Source organism: Candidatus Albibeggiatoa sp. nov. BB20, from assembly GCA_016744725.1.
In the GTDB taxonomy this organism is placed as follows: domain Bacteria; phylum Pseudomonadota; class Gammaproteobacteria; order Beggiatoales; family Beggiatoaceae; genus Albibeggiatoa.
The window spans coordinates 1-13117 of sequence record JADGDW010000035.1 but is presented as its reverse complement, the minus strand read 5'-3'; the positions used below and the strand labels follow the sequence as shown (position 1 = coordinate 13117).

Genomic DNA, 13117 nt, shown 5'->3' with positions numbered 1-13117 from the left:
GGGTCACCGAAAAAAGTGAATACTTGCAGATTTCAACTTTATTACTGATAATAAAATCATCCCATCAAAGAGAACATCCCCATGCAACTCACCATCAACGATGCCAATACCAAAGCACTTTTAACCGAAGTTCTTATCGAAATCATGCACACCGAAAAATCACTATTTAAAGAATTATTACTAGAAGCAATGGAAGAAGTCGGATTGAGCAATGCGATTGAAGAAGGTTTGCAAAATGACTTTGTGGAAGAAGACGAGATTTTCGCTGCATTAAAAGGTCAAAACAATGGAAGTCAAATATGAATCACGATTTCTAAAAGACCTACAAAATATTAATAATCAAAATACGTTAGACAAAATTAAAACCATCATCGAAACCTGTAAACAAGCAGAATCCATACAACAAATCAATCACCTTAAAAAAATGCGTGGCTATAATCAATTTTATAGAATCAGAGCAGGCGATTACAGACTAGGAGTTTCACTACATGAGAATAGGCTCATTTTTGTCCGTTGCCTACATCGCAAAGATATTTACCGCTATTTCCCATAACGATGTTTCGGCTAAGATTTGAGTGATTGAATCGTTCTTTAAAAAGTAGTTTTCGTTAGCTGTTGAGACTTTTGATTATGCAGTCGTTCATATTCAACATGGTCAGGGTCGCACAGACCTTAGCCGTTTAGGCTGTAGATTTCTGAACAGGATTTAACAGATGACTGGATAGACAAGATTTTTAATCCTGCATATCCTTAAATCCATTTCATCTTGTTCAAAACGCTGTCATTAGCCGTTACTACGATTGACACCACAACCCTATTTTTTATATATTTTAATTACTAACAGTTGTCAATGGCACCTGGATTGTAAATACAACGCCCTTTCCAAATTCGCTATCACATTGAATCCGGCCGCCTAGCTTATGCGTTACTAAATTGTACACAATATGCAAACCTAATCCAGTGCCACCGCCCTGCCTATTGGTTGTGAAAAAAGGCTCGAAAATATTCTTCAAATTAGATTCAGCAACACCTTGCCCGTTGTCTTGATAAATCAGACGTAAATCCACTTCCTCAATGATTTCAGTATCTAATGAAATGTGACCTTCTGAATGATTTCCAAAGCCATGAATCAGAGAATTCATAATTAAATTACTAATAATTTGATAAAATGCGCTAGGATAGCTAGATAAAACAATTCTTTGTTCACAATGAAGACTAATATGATGTTTTGTACGCTTTAATTTTGGATGCAGACTTAATAAAATCTCATCTAAATACTCACGTAATTCAAAAGTGCGTTTTTGCTCTGTCGATTGGTCAACAGCCACTTGTTTAAAACTTTGAATCAATTCATTGGCACGACTGAGATTATTTAAAACAAATTCAGCCCCTTGCAATCCAGATGCTAAATATTTTTCTAAATCACTGCGCTTCATATTATCGGCTTGATAAAGCTTTTGTAAATCAACAGTTAAACTTTTTAATTTAGATGCGGCGGTAACACCAATACCAACAGGAGTATTAATTTCATGTGCGATACCTGCAACCAAATTACCCAACGCAGCCATTTTCTCTGACTCAACCAATTGCTGTTGCGCCGACTGTAATTTTTCCAAAGTATTGGACAATTCCTGCTTCTGCATTTCAATTTCTAAAGTACGCTCTTTCACTTTATCTTCTAAATTTGCATATAAACGCGCATTTTCGATAGAAATCGCCATTTGTGAAGAAAAAATATTTAAAATTTCCAAACGATCTGGAGTAAACACATGAGTCGCTAAATGATTTTCCAAATACAGAATACCGTGTAATTTACCCTGATTAATCAATGGCAAACACAATACCGACTTAGCATTATGATGCACAAAATGCGGATCAAAAGTAAAATCACCCTCCTGTGCTGCATGATGTAAAACCACTGCTTGTTGAGAACGTATTACATAATTAATCAAAGTAATCGGCAATCCTGCACTAAAATCCCTGATTGGAATTGATTGCAATACCGAGATTCCACTATCGCCTTCCGCTTCAATCACCCATTTGCCATTTTTATCTAAAATTAATGTGCCACGTTGCGCACCTGCATTCTCAATCACAATCTTCATCTGCTTTTTTAATAACTGCTCTAACACAATTTCACTGGCAATGGTTTGTACTGATTTTAAGACACTGGCCAAATCAATCGCGGAAGGGCTATGTTCTATGGTGTCAATAAAATGGGAGGATGTGGTCGTGGTTTTATCTTTGGATTTATGTCGGCTGGCCAAGAGAAATTGACTGTATTTTTTCTCTAATAACAATGCTTTGGCTTTAGCTCCCCATTGCGTATACGCATAGTGTGCATCATGCAAATACACTTGGGCTAAACGTGGTTTGTGTATGTGAAATAGGAATTGAGCTGCCTGTTCACAAATTAAAGCCTCTTCTTGCAAATAACCTTGTTTTTGAGCCAGTTGAGCAGCTTGCTCATAACAGTCTTTTGCCAACTCAACGGATTTATCTTTGGCAGCGATTTCGGCCTGAATCAATTGATATTTATGCGCATAATTTTCTGGTGATTGTTTCGCCCAATATTTCATTTTTTTCTGAATACGTTTGATTTCGTATAAAAATAATCCCTTTTCATTACCAGCGGATTGTGGCAATAAAGCCAAATAAATAAGGCCTAAATAAAAATGGAAACTGGGGTAAAGCGGCAAACCAATCACGCTATTAATAAATTGTTGCGCTTTCTCGGCATTTGATAAAGCCTGAGGATAAGCATAAAACCAGTAACACAATAACATTTTATGAAAATACAGATTAAACAGAGCCATTTGGTCATTTTCATGAGAATGTCGTGTTAACATCAATGTTTCATCATAAATATCACCCTGTAACATAATACCCTTTTGAAAATCTTCAATTTGTTTCATATCTGCTTGTAATAAATATTGTAGGCTTTGACCATAAATACGTGCATAAACTAAAGATTCAACTTGTTTTAAACTGCCAATTTCAGATAAATTATTTTTAACTTCGATATTAAGTTGTTTTAAATCTTGACCACTGAGAAATAAGCCCATGTGATAATGATATGCAATCAGAGCCGCTTGATTTAAATCACCTGTTTCTAAAGTATCTTGATACACTTGTTTTAAAGCAGGCAAAATATCAGCTAATGGTTCGTGCCAATGACGAATTTGAGTATGAACCGTAAAACGGGTTTTTAATTCCAACGATTTATTATTCGCACTGGCTACCAAATCCAAGGCCAATTGACCAAATTCATAACCTCGGGGAATATCTTGAATTAAACTGCACAACATCACTCCATAACTGGCATACACATAAGCAGAAGCAGGCGCATTACCATAACGTAAACAGAGATGTACGGCTTTACAGGTCAGTAGTGGAATCAGCTCAGGAACAGCATGATAAGCAGGCGCACCAATGCTACTTAAAATCCGTAATGTGGCTAATTTGCTGGGGTCAGTCATAATTGGTAAATGGGCTAAATGGATATTTTTACGCCGCCCAATCAGCCATTGGTTGTGCCACAGGGCTTTTAATAATCCAAAATGACTTGGGGTGTTGGGAAAATGAATATTGAGCTGCTGCAACACTTGGCGTGCCATATTTATCGCTTCTACGGGCTTGTGCGTCGCAATGTTTGCATGAATCTTTAATTCATAAATCGGTACTTTATCTAATACATTTTGCGCTTGCTGCAAGACAATTTCAGCTAAGCCTTTCATTTGCACCATATCACCGCATAAAAACGCCGTTTCCGCCGCCTCGATTGTGAGTGATAAAGTCAGCTCATAGTGTTTTTGCCAACTATGCGAACCCAGCAGTAAAATACCCGTACTTAAATACTTTAATCCTCGGCCATAAGCGGCTGCAACTCGGGCTTTACGTCCAGCCAATAAATTTAAATGAGCAAGCTGTAAACGCATTTCAGGTTTAACAATCAACGGCATCGCCATATTGAGTTGATTAACAATATCGAAAATATGTTGTTCTATTTTCTGTGATGGGATGATTTGTAATAATAATTCGCCAACTTGCTTATGAATATGCTGTTTATACTCGATTGGAATCAATGAATAAGCCGCTTGTTGAATACGATCATGAGTAAATCGATATTGAGTTAAAACCTGATAACTATCTGATGTACCTGTGCTTTCTTGTGAGGGCAGACTGTGATAAGGCACATAATCCGATTTGGGTTCAACAGGCACAATCAAACCTTCTGCCACCGCGTCCCACAATGAGATAACCGCTTGTTCAGATAGCTTTTCTAAAGTTTCAATACTGAATTGATAGCCAATACAGGCCGCCAATTTTAAACATTGTTGTGTGGCATTCGGCAGGCGTTGAATTTTACTGGCCAATAAATCAATCACATTTTCGGTCATCATGGCTTCAGCATGAATTTTGTCCAGATTCCAATCCCAAGTTAAACTTTCTAAGTCGAATTGAATTAGTTTTGCCGCGTGCAATGATTTCAAAAATTCGTTGATAAAATAAGGATTTCCCCCGGTTTTTTCTAACACTAAACTAGCTAGCATTTGCGCTCGTTGTTCATCACAAGATAAGGTGTCAGTCAACAGTTGCGTAATGGCAGATAAGGTTAGCGGTAATAATGCAATCTTTTTTACTGTGACATTGGCGGCTTCAAGTCCTGCAAAAGTGTGGATTAAGGGTTGAATACGTTGATTATTATTATCTTGATACGCGGTGATGATGAATAAATAATGCTCGGCCATGGTCATCAATGGGTTTAGCAAATGTAAGCTCGCTGCATCAGCCCAATGTAAATTATCTAAAAAAATCACTAACGGGTATTTTGGCTGAGTAAAAGTGAGAATAAAACGTTGTAATGTCAGACTTAATCGCGCTTGATGTCCTTCTGTGGATAATCGGGTCACACAAGCTTGTCGACCGATAATCAATTCTAGTTCTGGAATCGCTTCAGTCATGATGCGTCCGTTCACCCCTAATGCTTTGCTAAATCGCTCATTCCATGCCTCCAGCTTGTTTTCATTTTCAATTAATAGCTGTTTAACTAAATCTTGGAACGCTTGCAGAATGGCGCGGTATGGCTGTTGGTGTCGATCATTACGTTCGAAATGACAGCGCACAAAATATCCTTGGGAATCAGTTAACGGATCATGCACTGTTTTGACTAAAGCGGTTTTACCCACGCCGGGATAGCCCGTTAACATCAGTATTTGATTTTTACCTTCGCGCACTTGTTCTAATGTCGAGAGTAAAATATCAATTTCGGATGCTCGATCATATAGTTTTTGTGAAATTTGGAAAATAGGCGAAATATCGTTTTCACCCAGTGTAATATTTTCAATATCGCCATTGGCTTCCAATTGCATTAGGCATGAGATTAAATCAGCTTGAATTCCAAATGCACTTTGATAACGTTCAGCTATATTTTTTTGCATCAGTTTCATGATGATATTGGAAATTGTGCGGGGAATGGTGGGTTTAATTTGCTGTGGCGGGGTTGGATATTTGGCTATATGTGCATGAATAAGTGCAATTGGATCGGTGTTGTCAAATGGTAAACGTTGCGTAATCAGTTCATACAGAGTGACACCCAGTGAGTAAAAATCGGTGCGGGAATCCATGGCTTGATTGATTCGCCCTGTTTGCTCGGGTGACATGTAAGCAAATGTACCTTCTAGCATCGGGGCACTAAAATCTCCTGAATCCTGTAGTAACACTGACGATAGTCCAAAATCAATCAGTTTGACTTCAGCAGTTTCAGGATGAATCACAATATTTGAGGGATTAATGTCTCGATGGATAATGTGTTTTTGATGAATATGGGCGAGAATATCGCTAATATCAATACTCATTTTGAGAAAGCTGATTAAATCAACACTGTGTTTTTTGACCAATTGATCTAGTGATTGGCCGCCAAAGTCTTCTAATACCATAAACCAGCGATGTTGATAATGTTCTAAGCTGTAGGCTTGTACGATACCGCGCACATCTTCTAGTTTTTTATTAATTTCAAATTCTTGCCGAAAGCGAGCAATCCGTTCTGGAGAAGGGCGTTCATCTGTGAGGATTTTTAAAATTACCTTGGTGTTATCGGCAATACGTTGAGCACGATAAATAAGTGATTTATTGCCCTCGTGGATTTTGTCGCGGATTTCATAACCTGGTAGCATATTCATCGCATATAGGCCGTGTTGTCAGTCGTTAAGACTTAAGGATAGCAACAATTCTACCTAAATATCATGACGTGAGTATGAAGCAAGAAAATCTAGGCAGTACGTTGGTGCTGATTCAGCAGAAATTTTGGCGTATTGTTGGAGATTCTATCCATTTGAGATTGTAAATGATTAAAAAACAGTCGCGTTTGATTATTTTTAACATCTTGTTAAATATGAATATAGTGGATTGTTCGCGTATTATTTTAGAATCAAATCGTGTGTAACACATAGCGTTAGGTTGAGTAATTTTGCTACACTGAAATATATGGTTGTGAGATGATTTATTCAATTTTGCAGCTTGGGATTTATGATTAGTGTTGTTATAGTCGTTTTACTTTAAAGTGATACAGGGCTGGCAGTCCTAGATTTTAAAACGGGTTGATATTTAAACAATAACACGACTGCCAGTCCTCACACATAAACCAAAATTAACTATATAACAATCTCAATTATTCGTAGGGTGGAACAACAATGGTTAAAGTGTTATTTGTTTGTATGGGAAATATTTGTCGTTCACCAACGGCAGAAGGTGTATTTACCTATTTGGTTCAACGAGCTGATTTAGAAGAAAAAATTGGTATTGATTCGGCTGGGACTCATGCTTATCATGTTGGAGAGCCTGCTGATTTACGTTCTCAACAAGCGGCACAAAAACGTGGTATTGATATGAGCCAAATACGTGCAAGACGTGTGGCTAAAAATGATTTTGAGAAATTTGATTATCTTTTAGCAATGGATAGGGATAATTACACGGTTTTAAAATATCTCTGTCCAAAAGGACAGGAACATAAGCTAAGTATGTTCCTAGATTTTGCGCCTGATTTGAATGTCAAAGAAGTACCAGACCCATATTACGGTGGCAGTCAGGGGTTTGAACATGTGTTAGACCTCATCGAAGCCGCTAGTCAAGGCTTATTGGATGACATTCGCCAGCAACATTTAAATGTCTAGCACTTAACGAGCACGATAGGTAATTCGCCCTTTGGTCAAATCATAAGGTGTTAGTTGAACCGTCACTCTGTCACCAGTCAAAATTCGGATATAGTGTTTACGCATTCTGCCAGAAATGTGCGCGGTCACAATGTGTCCATTATCAAGTTTGACACGAAACATCGTATTTGGAAGGGTTTCTGTTACAACACCTTCCATTTCAATGCTATCTTCTTTAGCCATGTATGGGTAGATTCCTCGTATTTTGCAAAACGCAATATTATGCCTTATTTCGTTGAAATAACTCAACTTTTAAATTCAAATAATTAGTTTGATTTAGGCTTAAATACATGATAATAAAGAACTAAAATTAAATTAATATATTTTATGGGAAAATGGAGGGGTATCTAAAGTAATGGGAAAAGGCTGTTTTAGATATGACTATGTATGAATAACCATTCATATTTCCAAAAAAATGAGTATATTGGGTCAGTTTTATATTTAAAACACCTTATTCTATTGCTCTTAGCTTCTTTTCATCATCTCAGGTTTTTATCACATGCATTATTTTCTGCTTCATAGCCCATGCTGTATTGTATGACACACCTAACTGACAATGTAACGCCAAGGCTGATACACCTGTTTTCGCTTGGCTTATCTAATGCATTGCTAGAAACCATGTTCTTAGGGACAATTTAGTTGATGCAAATATTGTCTGACTTGTTAAGAAGTGTTGATGGTGACATTTATTGCATTGGTATACTTTCCTACTCTTTAGTTTACAACTTTCTACAGCTCCTCATTTTGGACATACGTAACCGTCCAAAAATTTCCAATTGAACAAGGCCTCTTCACATTGCTCTTTTGTTCCATAATCTGCTATCAACTCTGGCAAGCTATACCCTTTTTGAAACTGCACTTGGTTTTTCATTACAATTTCTCCTTATTTCTTTATCTTGACTATAGCTCAAGCTTGTTTCGCTGTAGTTCATTCGTAATCAGGTAAAGTTTTGTCGGGGTTAGAGAAAAACATCTAACTTTCAGGTCTGCCAGTCATTTAATAGTTAGCATTCCTGACAGGTATAGTCAATTTCTTTTGCTATGTTAAGACCAATAATATTTTGGGGGCTGGCAGTTATGAATGCCAGATATTTTTATAACATTCCTGACGGATTTGACTACAGGCATTGCCCAATAAGTGCTTATTTTTTTAATTCATTTAGCCAATGTTCTACAAAAAAACGTTTTTCTTGAGGTAAAAAAGTATCTGATTCACCAATAATAGGGCGTAATGTTGTTGTCATTTGTAATAAGGTTAAAATTAAAATAACGCTCCAAACATTGATAAATTGTTGATCTTTCTTACTGTTCAACTGAACCAGCCCAGTGGAAATATATTGCAAACCAAAATAAATACTGACACTCCAAACAAGTAAATGGATCAAACCCATAAATGGAATAGATTCTGTTGAGAAGGTAAAAATGAAAGCGATATAGTCAATTCTATCTTGAGTGCGAGGACTGGCAGTCCTGAAATACTTTAAATATCAATCGTTTTTAAAATTGAGGACTGCCAGTCCTGTATCACTTTAAAATAAAACAACTATAGGTGCAAAGCCTAACAGTAAAATTGAAGTTAATGCCACTCCATTGACAAGCAAGGCGAATACTTGCCCTATCAAAATTAGGCAAAAAATCCATGATGGTTTTCGTAACGGATTTTTACTCGCTTTCAGATGCTCATATCTGCTTTGCATAAGCCAGAACGTAAGCTATTTTATGTACTCTGCGAGCTTTTACCCTTAAATCTATCTTTGCGGCCTAATTGAGCTGGCTAATTGTAAAATACGTTCATATTCAATAACTTGAATTCAAAAATAACAATTTTATAATTTTAATAAATAACAATTGTTAATTGTTGACTGTTAATTACTAATTGATTGGGTTATGCTAAAAACTATAAATACACATAAAAAACACAGGGATGATGGAGCAATGACAGTTGAACAAGATGTTGTACAAACCTTTCGCCAAGCCGTATCTGATGATCTAAAAACCTTTGCGTTGCTGCTAGACAAGGAACTGGACGCAAAAACCTTAGGTGATTTACAAACATTTGGTTTCCCAGGTAATTTAGGTTTGAAACTGCAAGCTGAAAAAAGTGGTTATGCTTGCGAGTTAATGCAAAAAGCCATAACTACGTTTCCTGAGAAATTAGATGAAGAATTTTTAAATGGACTCGCAGCTGATTTTGCGGCTATTTTTCTCAACAGCAGTGTAGGTGTTTCCCCTTATGAATCAGTCTGGATTTCAGAGGAAAGTATTACCCATCAAGAATCTATGTTTGAAATGCGCGACTGGTATCAAAAATACGAGTTAGCGGCTGAAAATTGGCGAGTCCGTGCGGATGACCATTTAGTTTTACAGCTAGAATTTATAGCGCACTTAACCCAATTAACAGATGACCCACAATCATTGCCTAATGCGGCGTTGTTTATGGATGAACATATTTTGCGGTGGATATCTGATTTTTCTGCTGTGGTTGTCGAACGTTGTGGAACGCCATTTTATGCTGGTTTAGTGATGTTAACTACGCAATATTTAGATGAATTACGCGATGTGATTGCGTCTATTTTAGAACAGCCGCGCCCAACCCTAGATGAAATTGAGGAGCGTTTAAAACCCAAAAAAGCACCACCTCAAGAAATACCTTTAAAATTTATGCCGGGTGTTGAACCAAGCTGGTAATCATCAGCCTATTGTTAGCGTAAAATTGTAGTTAATGTACTTGATATTTTTATTAATTCTAGTCTACAATTATATTGTGTTTGTTTAAATTGAGAGGTAGTGATGATGGGATTGATTGACTGTAATCAGACAGATACTGGCCAAGCTAGCACTATTGATGTCCCTCCCACTAAAACGAGTGGCAGTGAAGCAAACAAAACCAAGCAAAAGCCAGTTCCCGAATAGCAATCTCAATAATGTGACCTCATTAAAATAAAGATGGGGTTGCAACACTTGCATAATGACTCAACTCTTTTACTCTTCTTCATTAAAGATAGAAGCAGCATTGCTACGCATCAGAGCGTTTACCTCATCGATCACAACTTGTGGACAATTGAGTTTAATAAAATTTCTATCTGAATCACTAACATCTTCACTTGTTACTGCTAAATCAACAATATCGTAACATTCATCCAGCATTTGAGCCTTATATTGTGCCTCCAAATCTTCATAACGTCGTATCAAATCAGCCAATACCGCATCATCTGGATCAATGATTTTAACACGATCTATATTGGTTTTTGCTCGACTTAAAGCCCGTTCTAAAGAACTTTTACCATTTTCAGCGCTGACTAGGGCTCGCATTGCCCATTGTGTATATTTCACTTTAATACTGCGAATAGAGCGACGAGCAGTATAATTACTTGGTTCAAGTTGTAAAACACGTTGATAACATTGAGGGGCTTCAACCTGTGATGGGCCTACCACTGTTCGACTTTTCAGAACTGCACACCATTTTAAAATTTTATCAACATCCGTCATTATATATATATTGGTTGATTCAGCATTTGCATTCTCACGACCTACTGTGATGGTACTTTCATTTTGCTTATTTAATGGAACTGTAGATTTATCGGTATTAATTGCTTGAGATGCAATAACGGTGGTTGATATAGGAATTGAGCCATTATCTAAAGCGGTATCAAGCTTTTGTTTCAATTCAGCAAACAGTTCAGTATCTAAAAAATCAATTTTAGGTAACTCATTACTATTTAAATTCTTTAAATTGGCTTGCTCTGAGTTTTGAATTTCCTCATAATGCTCTGCAAACTCAATAATTTTCACCTCAAGTTGATGAATGCAATTTTGGAATTCTTCTAAATTTTGTTGATCCCACAACTTTTTGCATTGCCCAACATTTTTCTGGTAAGCATACTGATAATGGGGAACTAATCGTGCGGGGTCTGCTAACTGTGGTTTTACCAATAAAACCAACAAAAATGCTAATAAAGCACTGATTAATGGTAAACTTATAAGTAATAAAGCTTGTTGGAAAACTTCCCATGTCATCAAGCCATCTTTAACATAGACCGCTTCGTTGGTGTCATTCTCTACAGGTTGTGGTGTAGGTTGTGTCGCCATAATTAGCCTTAAGTATTATTGAGCCATTTTGCTGTGGCAAGGAGTATAGTACATGCTTTATAGGATAATATTGCTTTGTATGACTTTGATTGGATACAGCACTGCTGCTGCGACGGGTCATGATGATGACTGGGCAAACCAGCTCGCTGATGATACACCTATTAGCGAAGACTTGGAATATCCAGAATGGTTTAAAGCCAGCTTTTTAGATTTACGTGAAGATATACAAGAAGCAAAGCAGCAAGATAAATTAGGCGTTATTGTTTATTTTGGTCAACAACATTGCCCCTATTGTGAGTATTTATTAAAAATAAATTGGGGTCAAAAACAAGATATTGTTGAGTATACCAAGCATTACTTTGATGTGATTGCAATTAATATTTGGGGACAATTACCTGTTGTCATGCCTGACGGCACTGAAACGACAGAACGCCAATATTCAGAACTTGAGGATACACGCTTTACGCCAACTTTATTGTTTTATAATACTGAAGGCAAAGAGATTTTCCGCCTACGTGGATATTATCCGCCTTATAAATTTCGTGCGGCTTTAGATTATGTGATTGGTGGCTACTACACTCAACAAAATTTCTCTACTTATTTAGAACAAGCAGACCCTCCAGAACGTTTTGACTTAGAAGGTTTAAATCCAAATCCTTTGTTTACCAAACCTCCCCATTTATTAAAAAGAACTCACTTAGAAAGCGAACAGCCACTGCTTGTTTTATTTGAACAAGGTCTATGTCATGCCTGTGATGTATTACATGGCCATCATATCAAACAAGCTAATATTTTGAATAAGTTAGCTCAAATGGAAGTGGTACAATTGGATATATGGAGTGATACGCCGTTACAAACGCCTAATGGACAGCGGATGACGGCACGACAATGGGCAAAGAATTTGAATATCTTTTATACACCGAGTCTTGTGTTTTTTACTCAGGCTGGGCAAGAAATTATTCGATTAGACTCGATTACGGGATTAAACCGTTTGCATAGTGTTTTACAATATGTTTTAAGTGCCGATTACGAACTTTATCCAAACTATCAACAATGGCAAGCAGAACAAAATTTACAACAGTCTTGTTTTGATTGATAAATATATTTGGTAGGATGTGTATGGAATTCGAGACCAAGTGCCACACTTTGCAATATAAGTAATGTATGCTAGAGCTAATCGTTCTCAGATAAAAAATTCAATGAGGTTCTGTATGGGCAATAGTCTCAGACTAGTTGCATTTCTAGTGTTGTTTTTTAACATTCATCCTGTTTGTGCAAATACTTATGGACCTGTTAAAGCAGGTGGCATATTGTGGCATATTGCCGCACAAGTTAGCCCTAGTCGTGATTTGAGTCGTTATCAAATTATGTTTGCTTTATTAAAAGCCAACCCTAATGCATTTTCTGTTAGTTGCAATGTCAATTCTTTAAAAATAGGGGCGATGTTACACATACCCTCATCTACATTGATTCGTACCGTATCAGCTCAACAGGCAACTAAGCTGATTAATGAGCAATTTTCAGCTTGGAAAAACCGACGGAGTGTCCCCATTCGCTGTGAATCCATTGAAGAAGCACAACTCATTCAAACCATGGATAATGAGCTTGAGCCAGAGAATCTAAATGTGATTCCAACCCTAAAAAAAATTCAAACCCAAGCAAATAACACCAATAAAATGAATGCTGCTATAGAACCCAAAATAGCAGTAAAACATGAAGTTACTCAGCCAATAGAACCCTCTGTCATTCAAGATAATACTGCGTCAATCGCATCGACTGAAACAAAAGTAGTTAACCTCAATCAAACTCCAACATCC

General features: G+C 37.0%; 10 protein-coding genes and 1 pseudogene. 6 read left to right on the top strand and 5 right to left on the bottom strand.

The features are described 5' to 3' along the window. The first annotated feature begins 81 nt into the window (after window positions 1-81). Both ABXH34_RS05955 and ABXH34_RS05950 read left to right on the top strand, forming a co-directional pair. A complete protein-coding gene (locus ABXH34_RS05955) occupies window positions 82-303 on the top strand; it encodes a hypothetical protein (protein ID WP_353570950.1) in 222 nt (73 codons plus the stop codon). Further along, complete coding sequence (locus ABXH34_RS05950; protein WP_353570949.1) at window positions 287-553, top strand: type II toxin-antitoxin system RelE family toxin; 267 nt, start codon at window positions 287-289, stop codon at window positions 551-553. The genes ABXH34_RS05955 and ABXH34_RS05950 overlap by 17 nt, the downstream gene beginning before the upstream one ends. Window positions 554-830: 277 nt before the next feature. Here the strand turns inward: ABXH34_RS05950 and ABXH34_RS05945 are convergent, their stop codons facing one another. After that, window positions 831-6182 (bottom strand): trifunctional serine/threonine-protein kinase/ATP-binding protein/sensor histidine kinase, encoded by a 5352-nt coding sequence (locus ABXH34_RS05945; protein WP_353570948.1) that lies wholly within the window; start codon window positions 6180-6182, stop codon window positions 831-833. 510 nt (window positions 6183-6692) lie between these two features. On the opposite strand from ABXH34_RS05945, the gene ABXH34_RS05940 reads away from it, so the two are divergent. After that, complete coding sequence (locus ABXH34_RS05940; RefSeq protein WP_353570947.1) at window positions 6693-7172, top strand: low molecular weight protein-tyrosine-phosphatase; 480 nt, start codon at window positions 6693-6695, stop codon at window positions 7170-7172. A 3-nt stretch (window positions 7173-7175) separates the two neighbouring features. Here ABXH34_RS05940 and infA read toward each other — a convergent pair whose 3' ends face one another. From infA to ABXH34_RS05925, 3 genes and pseudogenes are all read right to left on the bottom strand, one after another. Continuing rightward, window positions 7176-7394 carry a translation initiation factor IF-1 gene (gene infA / locus ABXH34_RS05935; protein ID WP_353311070.1) on the bottom strand — a complete coding sequence of 73 codons (219 nt, stop codon included), beginning with the start codon at window positions 7392-7394 and terminating at the stop codon, window positions 7176-7178. 307 nt (window positions 7395-7701) lie between these two features. Then, window positions 7702-8082: pseudogene (locus ABXH34_RS05930) on the bottom strand (transposase); the annotation flags it as partial. A gap of 271 nt (window positions 8083-8353) precedes the next feature. Then, window positions 8354-8602: a hypothetical protein gene (locus ABXH34_RS05925; protein WP_353570946.1), complete on the bottom strand. Its 249-nt coding sequence runs from the start codon at window positions 8600-8602 to the stop codon at window positions 8354-8356. Between the two features lie 544 nt (window positions 8603-9146). Here ABXH34_RS05925 and ABXH34_RS05920 point away from each other — a divergent pair. After that, a complete protein-coding gene (locus ABXH34_RS05920) occupies window positions 9147-9899 on the top strand; it encodes a TorD/DmsD family molecular chaperone (RefSeq protein WP_353570945.1) in 753 nt (250 codons plus the stop codon). A 294-nt stretch (window positions 9900-10193) separates the two neighbouring features. Here the strand turns inward: ABXH34_RS05920 and ABXH34_RS05915 are convergent, their stop codons facing one another. Continuing rightward, window positions 10194-11300 carry a hypothetical protein gene (locus ABXH34_RS05915; RefSeq protein ID WP_353570944.1) on the bottom strand — a complete coding sequence of 369 codons (1107 nt, stop codon included), beginning with the start codon at window positions 11298-11300 and terminating at the stop codon, window positions 10194-10196. Window positions 11301-11379: 79 nt separating this feature from the next. Here ABXH34_RS05915 and ABXH34_RS05910 point away from each other — a divergent pair, with 79 nt between their 5' ends. Together ABXH34_RS05910 and ABXH34_RS05905 are read left to right on the top strand one after the other, a co-directional pair. Further along, a complete protein-coding gene (locus tag ABXH34_RS05910) occupies window positions 11380-12396 on the top strand; it encodes a thioredoxin family protein (RefSeq protein ID WP_353570943.1) in 1017 nt (338 codons plus the stop codon). 115 nt (window positions 12397-12511) lie between these two features. Continuing rightward, a partial coding sequence (locus tag ABXH34_RS05905; protein WP_353570942.1) for a FimV/HubP family polar landmark protein occupies window positions 12512-13117 on the top strand: 606 nt, incomplete at its 3' end.

What these genes read in the sequence shown, in the direction of transcription:
- ABXH34_RS05955 (WP_353570950.1), top strand. Translation starts at nt 82, where the DNA reads ATGCAACTCACCATCAACGATGCCAATACCAAAGCACTTTTAACCGAA.
- ABXH34_RS05950 (WP_353570949.1), top strand. Translation starts at nt 287, where the DNA reads ATGGAAGTCAAATATGAATCACGATTTCTAAAAGACCTACAAAATATT.
- ABXH34_RS05945 (WP_353570948.1), bottom strand. Translation starts at nt 6,182, where the DNA reads ATGAATATGCTACCAGGTTATGAAATCCGCGACAAAATCCACGAGGGC.
- ABXH34_RS05940 (WP_353570947.1), top strand. Translation starts at nt 6,693, where the DNA reads ATGGTTAAAGTGTTATTTGTTTGTATGGGAAATATTTGTCGTTCACCA.
- infA (WP_353311070.1), bottom strand. Translation starts at nt 7,394, where the DNA reads ATGGCTAAAGAAGATAGCATTGAAATGGAAGGTGTTGTAACAGAAACC.
- ABXH34_RS05925 (WP_353570946.1), bottom strand. Translation starts at nt 8,602, where the DNA reads ATGGGTTTGATCCATTTACTTGTTTGGAGTGTCAGTATTTATTTTGGT.
- ABXH34_RS05920 (WP_353570945.1), top strand. Translation starts at nt 9,147, where the DNA reads ATGACAGTTGAACAAGATGTTGTACAAACCTTTCGCCAAGCCGTATCT.
- ABXH34_RS05915 (WP_353570944.1), bottom strand. Translation starts at nt 11,300, where the DNA reads ATGGCGACACAACCTACACCACAACCTGTAGAGAATGACACCAACGAA.
- ABXH34_RS05910 (WP_353570943.1), top strand. Translation starts at nt 11,380, where the DNA reads ATGACTTTGATTGGATACAGCACTGCTGCTGCGACGGGTCATGATGAT.